The following is an 18,396-nucleotide window of genomic DNA, read 5'->3' as shown; positions in this document are numbered from 1 at the left end:
CTGCCTATGCCCTATGCCCATTCCGACAAGACCCAGCTGACCGCCGAAGACGTGCGCGCCCGCCTAAAGCTGGAGGGTGGCAAGCAGTTCGCCATGCACACCGAATTTGCCCCAGCAGGCGACCAGCCGACGGCGATCAAGGAATTGGCGGGTGGTGTTTTCGACGGTGAACGCGATCAGGTTCTGCTGGGCGCCACTGGCACCGGCAAGACCTTCACCATGGCGAAGGTGATTGAGGAAACGCAGCGTCCGGCGATCATTCTCGCCCCCAACAAGACACTGGCGGCGCAGCTTTATGGGGAATTCAAGGGCTTCTTCCCTGAAAACTCGGTAGAATATTTTGTCTCGTATTACGACTACTACCAGCCCGAGGCCTATGTGCCCCGCTCGGACACCTATATCGAGAAAGAATCCCAGATCAACGAACAGATCGACCGGATGCGCCACTCGGCCACCCGCGCGCTGTTGGAGCGGGACGATGTGATCATCGTCGCCTCGGTATCCTGCATCTACGGCATCGGTTCGGTTGAGACCTATGGGGCGATGACGCAAGACCTGAAGGTCGGCCACGAATACGATCAGCGGCAGGTGATGGCCGATCTGGTGGCCCAGCAATACCGCCGCAATGATCAGGCGTTTCAGCGCGGATCCTTCCGTGTGCGGGGCGACAGTCTGGAAATCTGGCCCGCCCACCTTGAGGACCGGGCCTGGAAATTTTCGTTCTTCGGCGAAGAACTGGAAACCATCGCCGAGTTCGATCCCCTGACCGGCGAACGTGCCGCCACGATGGAGCAGGTGCGGGTCTACGCCAATTCCCACTACGTGACGCCGAAGCCGACGATGCAACAGGCGATCATCGGCATCAAAAAGGAGCTACGCATCCGACTGGACCAACTGGTCGGTGAGGGTAAACTGCTGGAAGCCCAGCGGCTGGAGCAGCGCACCAACTTTGATCTGGAAATGCTTGAGGCCACTGGCGTCTGCAATGGGATCGAGAACTACTCGCGCTATCTGACAGGCCGCGCGCCGGGTGAGCCCCCCCCCACCCTGTTCGAATTCATCCCCGACAACGCTATCGTTTTCGCCGACGAATCCCACGTCAGCGTGCCACAGATCGGCGGCATGTACCGGGGCGACTATCGGCGCAAGTTCACGCTGGCCGAACATGGGTTCCGCTTGCCGTCCTGCATGGATAACCGTCCCCTCAAGTTCGAGGAATGGGACGCCATGCGCCCGCAATCCGTCTTTGTCTCGGCAACGCCTGCCAAGTGGGAGATCGAACAGACCGGCGGCGTCTTCACCGAACAGGTGATCCGCCCCACCGGGCTTTTGGACCCCGAGGTTGAAATCCGCCCGGTATCCATGCAGGTCGACGACCTGCTGGACGAGGTGCGCAAAGTGGCCGCCAACGGCTTCCGCACGCTGGTCACGACGCTGACCAAACGCATGGCCGAGGACCTGACCGAATACCTGCACGAACAGGGCATCAAGGTGCGCTACATGCATTCGGACATCGACACGCTGGAACGCATCGAAATCCTGCGCGACCTGCGGCTGGGGGCGTTCGACGTGCTGGTCGGCATCAACCTTCTGCGTGAAGGGCTCGACATTCCGGAATGTGGGCTGGTCGCCATTCTGGACGCGGATAAAGAAGGTTTCCTACGCTCGGAAACCTCCCTGATCCAGACCATCGGCCGCGCCGCGCGAAACGCTGATGGTCGGGTGATTATGTATGCCGACAAGATCACCGGCTCAATGGAGCGCGCCTTGGGCGAAACCAACCGCCGACGCGCCAAACAGCTCGCTTACAACGAGGAACACGGCATCACGCCTGAGACCGTGAAGAAGAATGTCGAGGACGTTCTGGCCGGGCTTTATGAGGGCGACGTCGACATGAACCGCGTCACCGCCACCATCGACAAACCGATGCACGGTGCGAACCTCGAGGCCCATCTGGACGGCCTGCGCGACCAGATGCGCAAAGCCGCTGAGAACCTGGAATTCGAAGAGGCAGCCAACATCCGGGATGAGATCAAACGTCTGGAAGCGGTCGATCTGGCCGTCGCCGACGACCCCATGGCGCGCCAATGGGCAGTCGAGAAGGCCTCGGAAGACGCAGTGAAATCGCGCGGGCGGTCAACAGCTGGAAGGTCGGGGCAGAGAGGCGGGAATGTGAAGCGGCGGAAGCGGTGAAACAGATTACTCTGTAGATATTTTGTTAACACTACCATATATATTACTCCTATGATTGAGGAGAAAAATGCCAAATCAAGCTGCCACAGCGATAGCTAACGAGTTTTGATCCGCCGGGCTAGCCCGATGTGGCCAAGACAGATGTTGCTACAGAAACTCGCATACATCGCAAACGGCTGGAATCTGGCAATTAATGGAGAACCACTAATTGCAGAAATGCCACAAGCTTGGGACAATGGCCCGGTTTACACTTCCCTTTGGAGAGCGGTTAAGGACTACGGGTACCAAGGTGCAAATTGCGAGATTCCAAATCCTTTCTCGAACACGCCTTGGAAGGCCGATTTGACAGCCAGTGAAACAGCTATAATCGATCATGTCTGGAAAAAATATGGGTCATACTCTGCGGCGCAACTATCGGATATGACTCATGAGCCTGGAACGCCTTGGTTCAATGCCTATTTGAACCAAGGTAGAAATGCGGAACTTGACCAAAGCGAAATCCGCCAACACTACGTAAATTTGGCAATGGCGGGCCGTGAGTACACCAACTGACGACAATGCTGTAACGCTAGACGACCTAGATCGGGCTCCAAGCACTCTTCCCAAACAGGACGGCAGAGATGCGAAGGATGAGCAGCTTGAAACATTGTCAGAACGACTTGGTGTAGTCGCCAACGAACGTGACGAATTGCGCGAGCTAAACAACAAGCTCCGCAAAGAAGTAGGTGATCTACAAGCTAAGAATGATACGGCTGATATACTGAATGAACTGATCAAACCATACGCTTCCAAGGCGTTCATTTTTATGTGCGTATATAGCTTAGTCGTCGGTGTTTTTGTCACGTTCGATGCATTTGGCTGGTGCGGCTTTGATCTCGAAGCGGGAGTGATGGAATTCCTTGTAGGCAGCACAGCAGTAACAGTTATCGGCTTAGTTGGTATGGTACTTACCGGGATTTTGTCGGCGCACGTAAGTTGTAAACCGAGAAAGATCGTTCACGCTTAAAACTCACGGCCCAGCGCGCAATCCTCCACGTTTGAAATCAAAAATTGTGATTCCAAACGGTTGCAATGACGAACCCCAATAACCTGCCCAGCACGCACGAAGCCCAAAACGCCATTCACCGGGTGCGCGGCACCCGCGTGGTGCTGGCCGAGGATCTGGCCCGCCTCTCGGGAAAATCCGTCAGCGCCTTCAATCAGGTTATCCCACGCAGCGCCCGCCCTTAACGGTGAAGCCGATCATCACCCTTGCCCGAGGCCCATCGGCAGCTAAGTAACCGCTCATGCGCCTAATCCTGTTCTCTCTGCTCCTCGCCACCCCAGCCACCGCGTGGGAGGCCACAGTGGGCCAGATCTGCACCCTCTCACACGACACCGAACAGGCCGAGATTTTCCTGACCTACGACCCAGCGCAGCCGCTTTATACGCTGACCATCACCCGAAAGACCGACGGCTGGACTCAAGCCCCCTGGTTCGCCATGCGCTTCGATGGCCCGAACCCCATCGAAATCGCCACACCGCGCCATGTTTTGTCTGAGAATACCTTGGCCCTGACTGTCACGGATACCGGGTTCGGTAATGTTCTGAATGGGTTGGAATACAATCAGACCGCCTATGCCTTTACGCAGGACCGGTTGACCGAGTTTCCATTGGATGGCGCAGCGCCTCAGGTCCGCATCTTTCGCGATTGCGCCGGGGCTCAGCTGTCCTGATCGGTCAGAGGACGGGATAGGTTATCGCCCCGCCTACACTCCCAACTCTGCCCGCATCTTCTTGGTCAGCTTCGCCACCACCAGATCATACGACGTCACAATATGCTCGCGCAGGGAGGCGTCGCTCATCCCGCGCGGCTCGTAGACCTGCAGCCATTTCATCCCGCGCGAGGCCAGAAAGGGCGCAGGGCGGATACCGGGTTCGCCGCTCAGCACCTCAAACGCCAGATCGGTAGCCTTGAAGGTGAAGGCGTCCTTGCCGTCATTCCAGCCACAGATCGCAAACACTTTGCCGCCCACTTTCCACACATCCGCATTGCCCCATTGCACCACATGTGTGGTGGCATTGAGGCCTGCGCAGAAGGTGTTGAACTCGTCTCGGGTCATGGCCCGATCCTGACCTTCGGGCTTGCGAGAGGCAAGGACAAGGATCGTCTCAGGGGCGTACGAATTTGGCGTTACCGACCATGCGTTGTTTTGGGGCTTCATTCCCCGGCAAGATCGATTGGGTTGGCGCCGACGCTGGTGCAGCGCGGTCACAGGCGATGCCGTTTCCGTCCGGGTCGTTGCGCTTGTGATATCCCGCCTCGCCCTCGCGGAATGCACCGAATCCCATCGCCTGGGTCACGTCGCAGCCCGCCAGCGCCACGAGGTGCAGCACCGCTTCGGACCGGTCGCGCTCGGTCGCGCGGAAGTAGGTGCCAACCGCAATGATCGCTGTCGTCAGCGGCAAGGCCAGCACCATCACCAGAATACGAACAGGCGACAGCGTCCGTCGGCGCTGTTCATCCGCGCGGCGCTGACGCCGGATCGAGCGGCGAGACATCACCTGGTCCTGAGAATCGTCTGTCGTCATAGGGCGGTGCATAAAGGCCAGATGTGGCAATCCCGTGACCCGCCGGTGACCGGGACAAGGAATTCACCCCCTGTGCCAATTTTGGTACTGACGCACGGCTTGGATCGTATCGGATCAACGCACCACATGCACCGCGCAATTCGCGTGGCGCACCACATGGGTTGCCGTGGACCCCAGCAGCAAATCCTGCATACCAGGCCGGTGCGATGCCATGATGATCAGATCGGGTTTGTTAACCTCAGCCCAGTCCAGAATGGTCCGGCCGGAATGGCCTTCAACCAGAACACCCTTGGCATTGGGGACCTTGCTGGCCAACCCATCCAGCTCGGCCTGAATGGCCTTTCGCGCCTCGGACATATACTCGGTCGGCATGTAGGAAATCGCGTAATCCGGAATGTGTTCCACCACATGCAACAAGGTCACTTGCGCGTCCGGTGTGGACAGAATTTGCGCAAGTTTCAGCGGGCCCGAAGTGTCGCGCTCGGCGTCAAAGGAAATCGGAACAAGTATGTTGTGATACATCGCAATTACCTCCGTCTCAGCGCCCCCAGAGTGGCTCGGGGTCGCCGGAGAGTCCTTGATTCACATAGGGCCGATCAGAATATCTCGGCCACGTCATACATCACGGGCTCAAAGCTTTTGCACAGTTCATTGATACGCCGGTTGCGTTCGCGCATTTCCGGTGTCCGGAGCATGGCCAGAAAATCTTCGCGCCGTGCCCATTGCGAGTAGTTGGCAATTCTGGTCTGGGCGTCATTGACGTGCAGGCCCGCAGCAATGAAACCCGGCTGTTTCGAGATGAATTCGGCATAGGCATCTGTCAATGCCTCGAGCAGATCCTGGCAGGTGCCGGGGGTCATCTCGAATGTCGTGATCACAGTCTGAGAGGCGTCGGTTTTTGATATCTGTGGCATATGGCTTCTCCTTTGGCTGAGACCAGCCTAACACAGCTTGGAAAATCGCAACCTGTTTCCTCTGCTCAAGGCCTAAATGTTTCTTTCCAAAAAATGAATCGATTACTAACGATCCATTAACCATGTCTGACGATGCTGCCGACATGGTACGTGTCTTATGCGCAATTCTGCTGTTTCTGACCTCCTGCGGGCCGGTTCTGGCCGGGGCCTGGTTGCGCGAAAAGGGCGCGGCGTTTGCGGCCACAGCGGTAACCGTGTTCAAGGAAGACAAAAACGAAACCAAATACAAGACGTCGCTCTATGTGGAATGGGGCGCGGGCCACAAGCTTACGCTGGGGCTGGATGCCGAAGAACATCAGGACCTCTATGGCCACGCCCTTGTCTTTGCGCGAGTGCCTGTGGCCGATTTCGGTCGCGCCGGTCGGCTGGCAGCCGAATTCGGCGTTGGCGCGCATCACCGCCAACTTGATACCTGGGCCATGTACAAGGCCACGTTGTCTTATGGCAAAAGTATTCAGACACGGCTCGGCAATGGCTGGATTGCTGTTGATACGGCGTTGGAATACCGCACGCATGATGCGCTGTTTCGCAAGTTGGATCTGACCGCAGGTCTGTCATCGGGGCGACGGTTTGATCCGCTGCTTCAGATCGAAACCACCTATACGCCGGACCAACCATTTTATTGGAGCGCGCGGCCCTCGATAATGTATCGTCCAAAGAATGGCAAAACTGCATGGATTTTCGGGGCCGAGCGCAATTCCTTTCGCGACAAAACAGGGTTCAAATTTGCTCTGTGGCTGACCTATTGAGGGAAAGGCTGCCCTGCGATCAGAGCAGCCTGTACGATCTGTTTTCAGCTATCGGCGCGCAAGATGACCGAAACCTCACCGCTCAGCGATTCTGTCCAACGCAGCCGGATCGCGTTCTGGTTCGATCCCTCTTTCAGCTCGACATAAGGCGCGGTGTATCTGGTCGAGTTCAGCGAGTTCCGCAGAGGCGCGATCGCGACCACCGAATCGCAGCCTCGTGTGCGCCCCCCAAAAGGCAGCCGACCGCTGGTGCCAATAGACCACGAAGATGATCTTGAACTACGCTTGTGCTTGATCCGAAGCGGGTTTTCACAAGCCGTGGTAATCCCGTGAAACGTATTGCTCGCAAAGTTCAACCTCGAGTACCGATCCGGGTTCAAAGAGGCAAAAGTGGTATCCACCCGATCGACACGGGAAATATTACCTGCGTTCACGCGGAACTTGTTTCCGGTCACGGTCAATCCGTTCAGGAAATGCCCGGTGCCATATGGGCGGATCGAGATATAGCTGAACCACGACGCAACACCACTGGCGTAAAAGATGTTATCGGTGATGCTGAGCGCACTGAACGAATAGCCCGAGCTGTAGCCAGGCGATGCATCCCGCTCGTTTGTCCACTGGATAAAGCAATTGTCCACATAGTTCTCTGCGATCGAGGAACTATTGTAGCCCCCGATCAGAACCAGCCCGGCGTTTCGCACGCCACTCGTTCCGTTGTCGCCCTGAAAAAAGTGGTTCCCCAGGACCAGATTATTGTCACCACCCAGAACGGCAAAGTGGTGGAACCGGTTCGCGCGATTGTGTCGCAACTTGACGTCGTTCGCGTTGGAATTCACGGCAATCGAGCTGCGATCCGCGACCTCCAGCCCCTCTTCGCTGGACAGGAATTGGCATTCGTCGATCAGCATGCCCTGACAACCGGCGCCAATCGAGGTGATGCCACGATCTTTTGGGCGGCTGACAAAGCAGTCCTTCAGCGAAAACGTGTTGCCGCTTGGCGCCAGGCGAATGGCGCTGCATCGGCCGTTGCACTGGAACTCGATCCCTTCCATGCCGAACTTCTGTAGTGAGCTGAACCCGCTGAAATCCAGCAGGTATTTGAAGTCAGTAAAAGTGAATGTCTGCGTGCCCGCAGCGTTGTAGATGGGCGCGTTCAACGTGATTTCGCCCGCGCCGACATTTTTGGACTGCACATATATCTCGCGCCCGACGCCGCTGCCGGTGACTAGGGCACCAACCGGGATATTCGCGACATTGGCCACGTTAGATAATCGGGTAGAGTTCGACGGGCTGTATGTCGCAACCGACGTATAGGTCGCGGTCTCCCAGTTCGCGCTGCTTTTGACATCGAATTGCCCGTTCCGAATGACCCGCCTTGTGGCATAGCTGTCCCGGTTCGGAACCGCCGCCTGCATGTCAATCGGCGCGGTCACGGCTATCTTGCGCCCACCCAGATCCAGCGAGTCATGATCGGCGTTGTTCAGCAAAGCCTGAAACGCCTTTTTGAACGCCAGTTCCTCGTCGCCAAAGGCCGATATATAGGTCGGCAAATCGAAACTCTTGGTCAGCAACAGCATTCGGTCTGCGGGCATTGTCACGGTGCCATCAAAATCGACATCCGAGGACAGGCTGGTGTGCTGTTCAAGCAGATAGGTCCCCTGCGGCACATAGATCCGCCGTCCGTTTGCCGCCTGATCCGCCGCTTCAAAAGCAGCCGAGTCGTCGGTCACCCCGTCCCCGACGGCGCCAAAGTCACGCACGTCAACCAAGCCGAGCACGTCCCGCAGAAACACGCCGGACACATCCGTGATCTCGATATCGTCGATGCGAACAAGCGCACCGTTGGTACCGTTGATATCCAATCCAAAATGTCCGTACAGCGCCTGCGAACCCCAGGGCATGTCCACACCCTGCCGACTGCCACTGCCAACAATGGCCGATACCTCGTAGACCCGGCCATATGCGGCCAGCTGCGTCGCCGGACCCTGCTCGATCAGACCTGTCACATGCGCGTCACCCGCGCCGCCAGCCCAACCAGCGATGCGAACCTCGGGCAAGGGACCGCTGATTGCTTTGACACGCGCTTTGATCTGCAAATAGCAACCCGGCAACAATTGGGTCTGGCCCATATAGCGCAGACGTTGGGTAGCCTCGGTTTTGAAGATCTCCAAACACCCGGCGAAATCGGCGTCAGCGGGCACAAATGCGCCGGTTCCGGACCCATCATAAGTCGGCGACCCGGATGTGCCATCGCCGCTGGACCAGACACTCAATCCGTCCGCAAATGCAGGTGGCATGAACACAATGCCGTCGGTGATTGCTTTGTTCATAGAAATCCCTTTCCCATATGCGCCGCAATACATTGCTACGCGCGTAAACCTCGGGTCCGGGCCAAACCCGGATCGCGAAGGTCTGAGTACCGAAAAGGGATTAACTACCGCTCATGTTACCGTCACGGTGGTGTTGCGTCAGGCCGCAGGGTCAGCGTTGCCCAGCAATTGAACACCATTGATCTTCCAGTCATTTTCCCGCTGCACCATCTGGTAGTCCAGGATATGTACCCGACCGTTGCCATCGGTGATCATGACCTTTTGCCATAGGTTGCCGGCAATTTCGCGCAATTCCAGAAATCGCACATCCGACGGTCTCCAGACCATCGGGTAGCCGCGCCGCACCATGACGCCAAAGTTCTCGGGCGTGCCGAACAGGCGCTGAATATTGGGGCTGGCAAAGGTAAAGGCGGTTGCGAAATCATCCGCCTTGAACGCCTGTATCTGCGCCGAGATATTGGCCTCAATCTCAGCGTTCTGAGCAAAGGCTGAGGTTGTCAATCCGGCACTCAGGGCAACGGCAAGCAAAATACGGCGCATAGGTCATCCTCCTGCCCGAAGGGTAGCCCCATGCGCCACCAGGTCAAATCAGACCAGCTCTCCGGCCAGCGCCTTTTCGATCAGGGCTATCGTCTCGGGCACACCGTATAGCGCGATGAAACCACCGAACCGGGGGCCTTGCGACGCGCCCAGCAGCACTTCGTACAGTGCCGTGAACCAGCCGCGCATCGGATCAAACCGCTCGCGTCCGATGGAATAAACGACCGATTGCAACGCTTCGTCTTCCATCGGCCCGTCATAGGCCTCCAGCGCCGCCTTCAACGCCTCCAGCGCTTCGCGCTCCTGCTCGGTCGGGGCACGGTGCTTGCGCGTCGGTTTGACGAAATCGTTGAAATACCGCACCGCAAAGCCCGCCGCCTGATCCAGATCGGGATGCGTTTGCGCCGTCGCCTCAGGCGCATAACGGCGGATGAAACCCCACAGTGCCTCTTTATCCTCGGCCCCGGACACCGAGGCCAAGTTCAACAACATCGCAAACGGCACCATCAGCGTGGATTCAGGCACGTCGCCGCCGTGGATATGCCACACCGGATTGTTCAACTGCGCCTTCAAGTCCTGGCCGGGATAGGCGCGCAACTGCTGATGATACTCATCATAGGCTTTCGGGATTACATCGAAATGCATCCGCTTGGCCGTCTTGGGTTTTTGATACATGAAATAGGCAAGACTTTCGGTCGGCGCATATGTCAGCCATTCATCAATCGAAACACCATTGCCCGACGACTTGGAAATCTTCTGCCCGTTCTCGTCCAGAAACAGCTCATAGCTGAAATGCTCGGGCGCGCGACCGCCCAAAGCGCGGCAGATCGCGTCATAGATTTTCTCGTTGGTGGCATGTTCCTTGCCATACATCTCGAAATCCACGCCCAGCGCCGCCCAGCGCGCACCAAAATCCGGCTTCCACTGAAGTTTTACGTGGCCGCCGGTGACAGGAACTGTCCATTCCTTGCCGGTCTCGTCATCAAAGGTGACCGTGTAGGTCTCGGCACAGACCTTCTTCATCGGCACATACATCACCCGCCCGCTTTCGGGATGCAGTGGCAGGAAGATAGAATAGGTCTGCTGACGCTCTTCCCGCAGGCTTTTCAGCATGATCGCCATGATCTCATCATAGCGTTCAACCGCGCGCTTCAGCACTTCGTCGAATTGCCCGGATTCATAGAATTCCTTGGCCGAATAGAACTCATACTCGAACCCGAACGTATCCAGGAACCGGCGCAGCATCGCGTTGTTATGTTCACCAAAGCTGTCGTACTCGCCAAACGGATCGGGCACCGAAGTCAGCGGACGCTGCAGATGCTGCTCGAGAATTTCGGGGTTCGGCACATTGGTCGGCACCTTGCGCATCCCGTCCAGATCGTCCGAGAAACAGATCAGCTTGGTGGGGATATCCGACAGCGCCTCAAACGCGCGCTTGACCATCGTTGTTCGCGCAACCTCACCAAACGTCCCGATATGCGGCAAGCCCGAGGGACCATACCCCGTCTCAAACAGAACATAGCCCTTATCCGGAGCACCCTTCTGATAGCGTTTGAGCAACCGCCGCGCCTCTTCAAACGGCCAGGCTTTGGACGTCATCGCGGTTTCACGCAGATCAGACATTTGAATACTCCATAGGGAACGCGCCGGACACCCCATGCGCCCAACCCGGCCCCTGTTATTGTGCAGGTGCAGTATGAGTCAATAAACGCACGTCGGATTTTGTTACTCATACAGCTTCGCTCTTTGGCGTAACTTGTCGATTATTCGATGCTCGAACTCAATCTAGATATGTCAATCATATGTGGGTTTCGACCTCAGGTGCCGCCAAGTTCGTCTCGTTAGCAAAATTCGAACGGACGACGGCCAACCACCCGTTGAACATCGATCTCAAATCACACATGGTCGCGTTACTGGAACCTTCACGCTGGAGCAGAAATTGGACAAGTGGTGCCCGAGCAACCTTAAAGTCGCAAAGCGCGGCACCAGCGGAACCCAACAAGCACTGACCAAACTATTCAACGCAGACGCCGAGCTTCGTTACGCCGAACTTGGAATTTATCAGGCTTCCACCGCCGAGTTCGTACTGAACAGCTTTCCGAACTCCCGAGTCTACCTGTTCGACTTCCATGATACGATTGACGCGGCGCGCACCCGCCTTGCCAACTTTGGAGATCGCGTACAATATTTCGGCAATTCAATGCGCCACCTCGACAGCTACAACTGGAATTTGATGCAGCTTTATATCCAGAACCAGCATCAGCCCCTCTTCGACTATATCTTTCTTGACGGTGCCCACACCTTTTGCATCGATGCGCTGTCTTATTTTCTGGGTGATCGACTGCTGAAACCTGGCGGTTATCTGGACTTTGACGACTATAATTGGAGGCTACGCGGCTCATCTCTGGATCCGGAAAAGGTACCTGCAATCGCCGAGCAATATACAGCCGAGCAAATAGACGCGAAACAAGTGAAACTCTTGGTCGACCATTACGTAAAGACAGATCCGAATTACGTGGAAATCACGAAAAACAAAATTTACCGCAAGAAAGAAAAGTAGCTCCACGACACCCTGATCTCTCGATCGAACTGACTCGATCGCACAAGTCTTGAGCTGGCGTTCGAAACCTACCTGTTCTTGAGCGATTTGAACAACCTGTTGAACTCGCATTCGCGCCCACCTATCGTGCGCCAACAGACCCAATATTCAGGACGACCCAATGCCCGAGCAAACTCCTCACCCAATGTCCCCGCAGGATTGCCTGGTGGCAATCATGGTTGCGATCTCGGCTTCGGACGAAACCATCCGCACGGCAGAACTGGTTAAGATCGAAGGCGCGGTGAATATGTTGCCGGTTTTTGCGGGTTATGACATCGACCGCACCCGGCGCGTCTCGCAGATTGTTTTTGATTTGTTCGAGCAAGAAGACGGTCTGGATGCCATGTTCGGCCTGATCCGTGACAATCTGCCTGAGCGTCTGAACGAAACCGCCTATGCGCTGGCCTGTGACGTGGCCGCTGCGGACGGGGCGCTGGCGGAAACCGAATTGCGGTTGCTGGAAGAAATTCGGTACGAGCTTAACATCGACCGGCTGCACGCCGCAGCCATCGAACGCGGTGCGCGCGCGCGCCACACGATCTGAGCTGTTCAGCTCCCGTACAGCGCGCCCCATCTTTCGATCAGAGACCGCTGGAGTTTTCGCGACCGGCGGTTCCAACTGCGGGCGCCTTCCGGGCGCTCACGATGCGCCCGCGGGATCGTCGCTCGATGGTCCACATCCGCCGTGAATATTGCAAAAGCCAGCTCGGACCCATCGGCCGTCGTCAGGAACCCGCCCAACCCCGAGACAAAGTTCAAGGTTCCGGTCTTTGCATCGACTTTGATCGGATGATCCTTAACGGTGCGGCCCTGACTGTCGGTAAGCGCAAAGGGCTTCAGCAATGGTCGCAACAGCCCCGACTTGCGGGCGGCGACGAAGGCTGTCACCAGATCTGCAGGCGCCATGCGAGACATGTCACCCAGCCCCGAATGATCGACCATCGCGATGCCGCCGACGCCATAGGTTTCCAAAGCCCAGCGGTTCATCTCCTGCGCGGACTCGGACAGGCTCTGCGGTATTGCACCGCGCGCATTGGATGCCGCCAGCCCAACCATCTCGGCAGTGATGTTGGTCGAATATTTCAGCATCCCCCGCAGAATGCTTTTCAACGGGTCGCTCTGGTTTACGACCAGGACCGTGCCTTGCGGTGCTTGGCGCGTAACTTGGATTGGCCCCAGCACGATCCCGTTCGCGCGCGCCAATGTCCGAAATACATCGCCAGCATAAAGCGCCGGTTTGCGAACCGGCAGCCATCTGGCCCCCCCGTTGCCAAGCGCGCCCTTGGCGACGGTCCACCGGTCTTGCCGGGCACTGGGCTGATAGGTGTAGATCGGCAGGCTTCGATTCTCGACCTGCATCGCCGCCATGTCGACCGACGGGTTGTAACGCGCACTTCGGGCGTCCATGGACACGTCATACCCGCTCACCGCACGTTTCCACTCAAAATGAACCCGATTGAAATTCAGAGAAATTCCGCTGATCGCGGGGCTGTACCCCACATGATCGGGCTGCCCGGGATCGATGCTGAACACGTATGGCAGAGCGCCATCATAGACCTTGAAGGCACCCCGGACTTCGGTGATCCCTGCCTCGCGCAGATTGGCAGCCATTCGGGCCAATGCATCCGTGTCCAAAAGCGGGTCGCCGCCGCCCACCAGAATCAGATCGCCGTTGAGAATACCGTTCTCGATGGGTCCGTCAGCAACCAGCCTGGTTTCAAACCGAAAGTCCGGCCCCAACACATCCAACGCATAAAGCGCCGTCAACGCTTTGGCGACACTGGCCGGTGGCAGGCTTTGGCCTTCGCCGAACGCCTCCAATTGTGTGCCGGTTTCGACGTCTGCGACGGCAAAAACCACATCTCCCGGCAGTCCGGCCGCCTGAACCAACCGCTCGGCCCCGCTGGGCTTCGGCCCACGCAACACAGGACGCAGAGACACCAAAGGCGCCTCAGCCAGTCCTGTTCCCGGAACCAGAGACGCCCCCAATCCACCCAGAAATAAACGACGCGAAATACGATCAACCATGGGTCTATTAGAATCCCAGAGCTTAAATACAGACAATCACTTGATTAAGATTATGCGCCGAGAGGAGTCATTCCGGCAACACCCCATCGCTCCAGCCACCGCGACTGCGCAACTCGGTCGAACTGACGTCGACCATCGGCACATTCACAAAACACCAGGCCGGTGCCTCGGCCCGGCCCAACAGCTGTCGTGCCTGACCGTCGATCCGATATTTGGCGTAAAGCCTCGCCGCCGGGGACATCCTGGCCGATATCCGATCCCCTGGCCGTGCAATCACACCCACCGGCACGCTGTCCATAATCTGCCGCCAGTCCTTCCAAAGGTGGAACTGCGCCAGATTGTCGGCGCCCATCAACCAGACGAACTTGACCTGCGGGTAAAGCGCGCACAGCGCCGCCAATGTGTCCGCCGTTGCCCGCGTGCCTGTCAACGCTTCGATATCGGTCACCTCAACGCGCGGATGTCGCATCACAGCCCGCGCCGCAGCAATCCGTTTTGCCAATGGCGCAGGCCCGCGCGCCTTGAGCGGATTGCCAGGAGATACCAACCACCACACGCGATCCAGCCCAAAGGCCTTCATCGCCTCACGCGTCACGTGCACATGACCAACATGCGGCGGATCGAAAGACCCCCCGAACAACCCCACAACCTGACCGGGCCGCGCATATGGAATAGCGTAACGCTCCATCCCCTGCTGATGTTCAGAACTGAGAGGGGTTGTCAATCAATCGGTCGCACCACATCACCAAGCCTGACACGTCCGGGCGCGATGACTTCGGCACACCATCCGCCATGCCCCCGTACAGCGGAATAGCCGCCCCTGCCCAGCGCCTCCTCCATCCGGCTACACGGCGCACAAATTACGGAAATCCGCAAAACTGCCTCGCTCACCCGTAACTCTCGCCCCTTGAGTGCCGCCAAATTGATCCCGGAAACCACGAGATTGCGTCGCAAATTCTCGGGCGCGACCGGCGCTTGCCCAAGATAAGAGCCTATCGCCGCCAGATGCTCTTTCTGGATCAAGGTCACCGCCCTCTTGCCTGAGCGACTACGGTCACCGTCGAGGCCGTCGGTCGAGATAACGCTTGTCTCAATTAACTGCATCGCGGCACGCCGTTCAGGTCGAACTCCGATCCACTCAACCCGCCCCGGCTGTGCCCATCCTGCAATCAACTCTGACAACGCTGACAAAATCCACTCCTTATGCAGTACAGCGAATTTAGTCGCTTCAGCCCGTCAATAAAAATCACAAAGCGACCAGCTTGCCCCGCCCGTCCCGCTCGGATATCCAGCGTTCCAACCCAATTTCCCCGACCCAGAGGACGCGACATGGCCGCCTATCAATATGTCTACCACATGCAGGGTGTCTCAAAGACCTATCCCGGTGGCAAGAAGTGCTTTGAAAACATCCACCTGAGCTTTCTGCCCGGCGTGAAAATCGGTGTCGTCGGCGTCAACGGCGCGGGTAAATCGACGCTGATGAAGATCATGGCTGGCCTCGACACTGATTTCACCGGTGAGGCATGGGCCGCCGAGGGCGCCAAGGTCGGTTACCTACCGCAGGAACCGCAGCTGGATGAATCCCTGACCGTCCGTGAAAACGTCATGTTGGGCGTGGCCGCGAAAAAGGCCAAGGTCGACCGGTTCAACGAGATCGCCATGGAGATCGCCGAGAACTACTCGGACGAGCTGATGGAGGAGATGACCAACCTGCAAGACGCAATCGATGCGGAAAACCTCTGGGACCTCGATAGCCAGATCGACGTCAGCATGGAGGCCCTGCGCTGCCCGCCGGACGACGCCAACATCGCCAACCTCTCGGGCGGTGAGAAACGCCGCGTGGCGCTTTGCAAGCTGCTGCTCGAAGCGCCCGACATGCTTCTGCTCGACGAACCGACCAACCACCTGGACGCCGAGACCATCGCCTGGCTGCAACAGCACCTGATCGACTACAAGGGCACCATCCTGATCGTCACCCACGACCGTTATTTCCTGGATGACATCACCGGCTGGATCCTCGAACTCGACCGTGGTCGCGGCATTCCCTACGAGGGCAACTATTCCGCATGGCTGGAACAAAAGGCCAAACGCCTCGAACAGGAAGCCCGCGAGGACAAGTCCAAGCAGAAGACCCTGCAGCGCGAATTGGAGTGGATGCGTCAGGGCCAGAAAGCCCGTCAGGCCAAATCCAAGGCCCGGATCAACGCCTATAACGAGCTGGCCGAACAGTCCGAACGCGAAAAGCTGACCCGCGCCCAGATCGTCATCCCCAACGGCCAGCGCCTTGGCGGCAAGGTGATCGAGGTCGAGGGCCTGTCGAAACACATGGGCGACAAGCAACTGATCGAAGGGCTGGACTTTGCCCTGCCCCCCGGCGGCATCGTCGGTGTCATCGGCCCCAACGGTGCCGGTAAATCGACCCTGTTCAAGATGCTGACCGGTCAGGAGCAGCCCGACAGCGGCACCATCACGCTGGGCGACACGGTCGAACTGTCCTATGTCGACCAGTCCCGCGACGACCTGAAAGACAATGACACCGTGTGGGAGGCGATCACCGGCGGCGCCGAAATCATCCAGCTGGGTGACGCACAGGTCAATTCCCGCGCCTATTGCTCGTCCTTTAACTTCAAGGGCGGCGACCAGCAGAAAAAGGTCTCCTTGCTGTCAGGGGGTGAGCGCAACCGCGTCCACATGGCCCGCCTGCTGAAAGAGGGCGGCAACGTCCTGCTGCTCGACGAACCCACCAACGACCTCGACGTCGAAACCCTGCGCGCACTGGAAGACGCCCTAGTCGATTTCGCCGGCTGCGCCGTTGTCATTTCCCACGACCGCTTCTTCCTCGACCGCATCTGCACGCATATCTTGGCGTTCGAGGGCGATGCTCATGTCGAGTGGTTCGAGGGCAACTTCGAAGACTACGAAGAGGACAAAAAGCGCCGTCTGGGACCGGACGCGCTGGAGCCCAAGCGGTTGAAGCATAAGAAGTTTGCGCGGTGATTTCCGCTTGAAATCAGTGTTCTAAGTTCCCATCTGGGATTTATGAACACTGCATTTCGTTTTGCAAAATGGTCGCTGGCAGCAATTGGTGTGCTAGCGACTTTCATCGGTTTGTATGAGTATTTTTGGGCCACAAGAACTGCACCCTATCTCAATACGCACATTACGTCCTGTTCGCCCGATAGTGTTGGCCACGACTTCGGCAATCGCGAAGCTGAAAGGCAAGAATTTCTTCAGTTCTTAAATGATAATGCATGGTCTCTAGTGGTGCTCGATCTCATTATTGATCATGATGGATGCGACCACCCTAGTGCGATTTATTTTTCCGATGAGTTCCCTGAAATTGTGGAGTTCGAATTGGGATACGATAAGCGCTATTCACCTGGGTATGGCGCACAAGGAAGGTTTCGGCAAGTCGGGGATTTCCATGACAGATCGTGGTTCTCAACTGTCAGATTTGAACAAGAACGCTTCTTTGATGACGTGATCGCCAATAGCAGTTTTGCCGACGATGACGGCGCACACGGTATTGTTGGTGTGTTCTTCATTTCAAACATGAGTCACGAAGAAGGATTCAACCGTTATGTGATTATCCCGGTTCGCTATTCGTCGAAGAATGCGCTCGTTTTTTCCTGTACCGTTGCCATCGAAAGTTCCAGCAGCAAGTTCGCACGTCTTGGAGCATATATCTCCGAGTGTCTTTTCTAGCACGCGTAGGATGGGTGCTCGCACCCATCGCTCCTCAACTCGCCAATCTAACCAAGTCAAATGATGGGTGAAATCACCCATCCTACGGTTCTCCGAACGACCCCTCCGTCGCGCCGCCACACCACTCCGGATCAACTCGACCAGCGCGGATATCACGATGGATCGACGAATACGGCCAATCGGTTGGATGCTCCACCAACCCATGTTTGACCGGATTACCCCAACAATATTGCATTTGATTTCGGTAATCTCGCTCGTCCCGAATGGTATGCTCCCAAAACCGGCGTTGCCAAATCCCGCGCTCCTGCTTGGTAACCTTGGACTGGCTTCGCGGACCGAATTCTCCGACGGCGCGCACAAACCGGCTTTTAATCATTCGCCACCGCGTCGAATAATCCGCATCCCCCGGCGGTAGCGTCCAAACCGCATGCAAATGATCCGGCAATACAACAAACGCATCGCACCAAAACGGCCTCTCGTTCTGCGTCAACGCAAAAGCCGCCCGCAAATGCGCCACTTCTCGCGCCAACAAATCGGATGATCTGTCAGCAAGCGAGACGGTGAAGAAATACTTCGCTCCGGGAATGCGAACGCGGCGGTAGTTGCTCATGCTGATATCCTACCGCACTCTTGGCGACCAAATCGTTAACCAACTCCCCCTTGCCACACGCCCTCCTCAATGCCATATCAAGGGCGCTTACGTTTTT

21 protein-coding genes are annotated in these 18,396 nt (G+C 57.2%); 10 read left to right on the top strand and 11 right to left on the bottom strand.

The window, feature by feature from the left end; all coding sequences use genetic code 11:
• The first annotated feature begins 6 nt into the window (after window positions 1–6).
• From uvrB to ACR0JA_RS12690, 5 genes are all read left to right on the top strand, one after another.
• A complete protein-coding gene (gene uvrB / locus ACR0JA_RS12710) occupies window positions 7–2,193 on the top strand; it encodes an excinuclease ABC subunit UvrB (RefSeq protein WP_480575062.1) in 2,187 nt (728 codons plus the stop codon).
• Window positions 2,194–2,337: 144 nt separating this feature from the next.
• Window positions 2,338–2,745 (top strand): Panacea domain-containing protein, encoded by a 408-nt coding sequence (locus ACR0JA_RS12705; protein ID WP_480575059.1) that lies wholly within the window; start codon window positions 2,338–2,340, stop codon window positions 2,743–2,745.
• Entirely contained in the window at window positions 2,729–3,199 is a 471-nt protein-coding gene (locus ACR0JA_RS12700; protein ID WP_480575057.1) for a hypothetical protein, read from the top strand. Before ACR0JA_RS12705 ends, ACR0JA_RS12700 begins: the two co-directional genes overlap by 17 nt.
• Window positions 3,200–3,264: 65 nt before the next feature.
• A complete protein-coding gene (locus ACR0JA_RS12695) occupies window positions 3,265–3,423 on the top strand; it encodes an ORF6N domain-containing protein (protein ID WP_480575053.1) in 159 nt (52 codons plus the stop codon).
• 116 nt (window positions 3,424–3,539) lie between these two features.
• On the top strand, window positions 3,540–3,908 hold the full coding sequence (locus ACR0JA_RS12690) for a hypothetical protein (protein ID WP_480575051.1): 369 nt from the start codon (window positions 3,540–3,542) through the stop codon (window positions 3,906–3,908).
• Between the two features lie 33 nt (window positions 3,909–3,941).
• On the opposite strand, the gene ACR0JA_RS12685 is transcribed toward ACR0JA_RS12690, so the two are convergent.
• The 4 genes from ACR0JA_RS12685 to ACR0JA_RS12670 form a co-directional block, all read right to left on the bottom strand.
• A complete protein-coding gene (locus ACR0JA_RS12685; RefSeq protein WP_480575048.1) occupies window positions 3,942–4,295 on the bottom strand; it encodes an MmcQ/YjbR family DNA-binding protein in 354 nt (117 codons plus the stop codon).
• A gap of 49 nt (window positions 4,296–4,344) precedes the next feature.
• Complete coding sequence (locus ACR0JA_RS12680; protein WP_480575045.1) at window positions 4,345–4,734, bottom strand: excalibur calcium-binding domain-containing protein; 390 nt, start codon at window positions 4,732–4,734, stop codon at window positions 4,345–4,347.
• A gap of 144 nt (window positions 4,735–4,878) precedes the next feature.
• Window positions 4,879–5,286 (bottom strand): universal stress protein, encoded by a 408-nt coding sequence (locus tag ACR0JA_RS12675; RefSeq protein WP_480575042.1) that lies wholly within the window; start codon window positions 5,284–5,286, stop codon window positions 4,879–4,881.
• Between the two features lie 74 nt (window positions 5,287–5,360).
• Window positions 5,361–5,678 (bottom strand): antibiotic biosynthesis monooxygenase family protein, encoded by a 318-nt coding sequence (locus tag ACR0JA_RS12670; protein ID WP_480575039.1) that lies wholly within the window; start codon window positions 5,676–5,678, stop codon window positions 5,361–5,363.
• A 122-nt stretch (window positions 5,679–5,800) separates the two neighbouring features.
• Between ACR0JA_RS12670 and ACR0JA_RS12665 the strand changes: the two genes are divergently transcribed.
• Complete coding sequence (locus ACR0JA_RS12665) at window positions 5,801–6,487, top strand: hypothetical protein (protein WP_480575036.1); 687 nt, start codon at window positions 5,801–5,803, stop codon at window positions 6,485–6,487.
• Window positions 6,488–6,531: 44 nt separating this feature from the next.
• Here the strand turns inward: ACR0JA_RS12665 and ACR0JA_RS12660 are convergent, their stop codons facing one another.
• The 3 genes from ACR0JA_RS12660 to ACR0JA_RS12650 all read right to left on the bottom strand — a co-directional run bounded on the left by ACR0JA_RS12660 (window position 6,532) and on the right by ACR0JA_RS12650 (window position 10,980).
• Window positions 6,532–8,817: a glycosyl hydrolase family 28-related protein gene (locus ACR0JA_RS12660; protein ID WP_480575033.1), complete on the bottom strand. Its 2,286-nt coding sequence runs from the start codon at window positions 8,815–8,817 to the stop codon at window positions 6,532–6,534.
• A gap of 138 nt (window positions 8,818–8,955) precedes the next feature.
• Window positions 8,956–9,357: a DUF4864 domain-containing protein gene (locus tag ACR0JA_RS12655; protein WP_480575030.1), complete on the bottom strand. Its 402-nt coding sequence runs from the start codon at window positions 9,355–9,357 to the stop codon at window positions 8,956–8,958.
• Between the two features lie 48 nt (window positions 9,358–9,405).
• Window positions 9,406–10,980, bottom strand: a complete 1,575-nt coding sequence (locus tag ACR0JA_RS12650) for a lysine--tRNA ligase (protein WP_480575027.1) — start codon at window positions 10,978–10,980, stop codon at window positions 9,406–9,408.
• A gap of 316 nt (window positions 10,981–11,296) precedes the next feature.
• On the opposite strand from ACR0JA_RS12650, the gene ACR0JA_RS12645 reads away from it, so the two are divergent.
• Together ACR0JA_RS12645 and ACR0JA_RS12640 are read left to right on the top strand one after the other, a co-directional pair.
• Window positions 11,297–11,917: an O-methyltransferase gene (locus ACR0JA_RS12645; protein ID WP_480575024.1), complete on the top strand. Its 621-nt coding sequence runs from the start codon at window positions 11,297–11,299 to the stop codon at window positions 11,915–11,917.
• 160 nt (window positions 11,918–12,077) lie between these two features.
• Window positions 12,078–12,500 (top strand): tellurite resistance TerB family protein, encoded by a 423-nt coding sequence (locus ACR0JA_RS12640; protein ID WP_480575021.1) that lies wholly within the window; start codon window positions 12,078–12,080, stop codon window positions 12,498–12,500.
• A gap of 5 nt (window positions 12,501–12,505) precedes the next feature.
• Here the strand turns inward: ACR0JA_RS12640 and dacB are convergent, their stop codons facing one another.
• From dacB to ACR0JA_RS12625, 3 genes are all read right to left on the bottom strand, one after another.
• Window positions 12,506–13,984 (bottom strand): D-alanyl-D-alanine carboxypeptidase/D-alanyl-D-alanine endopeptidase, encoded by a 1,479-nt coding sequence (dacB, locus tag ACR0JA_RS12635; RefSeq protein ID WP_480575018.1) that lies wholly within the window; start codon window positions 13,982–13,984, stop codon window positions 12,506–12,508.
• Window positions 13,985–14,051: 67 nt separating this feature from the next.
• Window positions 14,052–14,672 (bottom strand): nicotinate-nucleotide adenylyltransferase, encoded by a 621-nt coding sequence (locus tag ACR0JA_RS12630; RefSeq protein ID WP_480575015.1) that lies wholly within the window; start codon window positions 14,670–14,672, stop codon window positions 14,052–14,054.
• Window positions 14,673–14,704: 32 nt separating this feature from the next.
• Window positions 14,705–15,088, bottom strand: a complete 384-nt coding sequence (locus ACR0JA_RS12625) for an MOSC domain-containing protein (protein WP_480575012.1) — start codon at window positions 15,086–15,088, stop codon at window positions 14,705–14,707.
• A gap of 225 nt (window positions 15,089–15,313) precedes the next feature.
• Here ACR0JA_RS12625 and ettA point away from each other — a divergent pair, with 225 nt between their 5' ends.
• Window positions 15,314–16,981 (top strand): energy-dependent translational throttle protein EttA, encoded by a 1,668-nt coding sequence (gene ettA / locus ACR0JA_RS12620; protein WP_480575009.1) that lies wholly within the window; start codon window positions 15,314–15,316, stop codon window positions 16,979–16,981.
• A gap of 42 nt (window positions 16,982–17,023) precedes the next feature.
• Window positions 17,024–17,689 carry a hypothetical protein gene (locus ACR0JA_RS12615; protein ID WP_480575006.1) on the top strand — a complete coding sequence of 222 codons (666 nt, stop codon included), beginning with the start codon at window positions 17,024–17,026 and terminating at the stop codon, window positions 17,687–17,689.
• Window positions 17,690–17,771: 82 nt separating this feature from the next.
• Here ACR0JA_RS12615 and ACR0JA_RS12610 read toward each other — a convergent pair whose 3' ends face one another.
• Entirely contained in the window at window positions 17,772–18,299 is a 528-nt protein-coding gene (locus tag ACR0JA_RS12610) for an REP-associated tyrosine transposase (protein ID WP_480575003.1), read from the bottom strand.
• Between the last annotated feature and the right edge of the window lie 97 nt (window positions 18,300–18,396).

It is taken from the genome of Ruegeria sp. AM4 (assembly GCF_056540665.1).
The sequence above is the reverse complement of the archived record's forward strand: the minus strand, read 5'-3'. Positions and strand labels throughout refer to the sequence as shown.

What these genes read in the sequence shown, in the direction of transcription:
- uvrB (WP_480575062.1), top strand. Translation starts at nt 7, where the DNA reads ATGCCCTATGCCCATTCCGACAAGACCCAGCTGACCGCCGAAGACGTG.
- ACR0JA_RS12695 (WP_480575053.1), top strand. Translation starts at nt 3,265, where the DNA reads ATGACGAACCCCAATAACCTGCCCAGCACGCACGAAGCCCAAAACGCC.
- ACR0JA_RS12685 (WP_480575048.1), bottom strand. Translation starts at nt 4,295, where the DNA reads ATGACCCGAGACGAGTTCAACACCTTCTGCGCAGGCCTCAATGCCACC.
- ACR0JA_RS12680 (WP_480575045.1), bottom strand. Translation starts at nt 4,734, where the DNA reads ATGTCTCGCCGCTCGATCCGGCGTCAGCGCCGCGCGGATGAACAGCGC.
- ACR0JA_RS12675 (WP_480575042.1), bottom strand. Translation starts at nt 5,286, where the DNA reads ATGTATCACAACATACTTGTTCCGATTTCCTTTGACGCCGAGCGCGAC.
- ACR0JA_RS12670 (WP_480575039.1), bottom strand. Translation starts at nt 5,678, where the DNA reads ATGCCACAGATATCAAAAACCGACGCCTCTCAGACTGTGATCACGACA.
- ACR0JA_RS12665 (WP_480575036.1), top strand. Translation starts at nt 5,801, where the DNA reads ATGTCTGACGATGCTGCCGACATGGTACGTGTCTTATGCGCAATTCTG.
- ACR0JA_RS12660 (WP_480575033.1), bottom strand. Translation starts at nt 8,817, where the DNA reads ATGAACAAAGCAATCACCGACGGCATTGTGTTCATGCCACCTGCATTT.
- ACR0JA_RS12655 (WP_480575030.1), bottom strand. Translation starts at nt 9,357, where the DNA reads ATGCGCCGTATTTTGCTTGCCGTTGCCCTGAGTGCCGGATTGACAACC.
- ACR0JA_RS12650 (WP_480575027.1), bottom strand. Translation starts at nt 10,980, where the DNA reads ATGTCTGATCTGCGTGAAACCGCGATGACGTCCAAAGCCTGGCCGTTT.
- ACR0JA_RS12640 (WP_480575021.1), top strand. Translation starts at nt 12,078, where the DNA reads ATGCCCGAGCAAACTCCTCACCCAATGTCCCCGCAGGATTGCCTGGTG.
- dacB (WP_480575018.1), bottom strand. Translation starts at nt 13,984, where the DNA reads ATGGTTGATCGTATTTCGCGTCGTTTATTTCTGGGTGGATTGGGGGCG.
- ACR0JA_RS12630 (WP_480575015.1), bottom strand. Translation starts at nt 14,672, where the DNA reads ATGGAGCGTTACGCTATTCCATATGCGCGGCCCGGTCAGGTTGTGGGG.
- ACR0JA_RS12625 (WP_480575012.1), bottom strand. Translation starts at nt 15,088, where the DNA reads ATGCAGTTAATTGAGACAAGCGTTATCTCGACCGACGGCCTCGACGGT.
- ettA (WP_480575009.1), top strand. Translation starts at nt 15,314, where the DNA reads ATGGCCGCCTATCAATATGTCTACCACATGCAGGGTGTCTCAAAGACC.
- ACR0JA_RS12615 (WP_480575006.1), top strand. Translation starts at nt 17,024, where the DNA reads ATGAACACTGCATTTCGTTTTGCAAAATGGTCGCTGGCAGCAATTGGT.
- ACR0JA_RS12610 (WP_480575003.1), bottom strand. Translation starts at nt 18,299, where the DNA reads ATGAGCAACTACCGCCGCGTTCGCATTCCCGGAGCGAAGTATTTCTTC.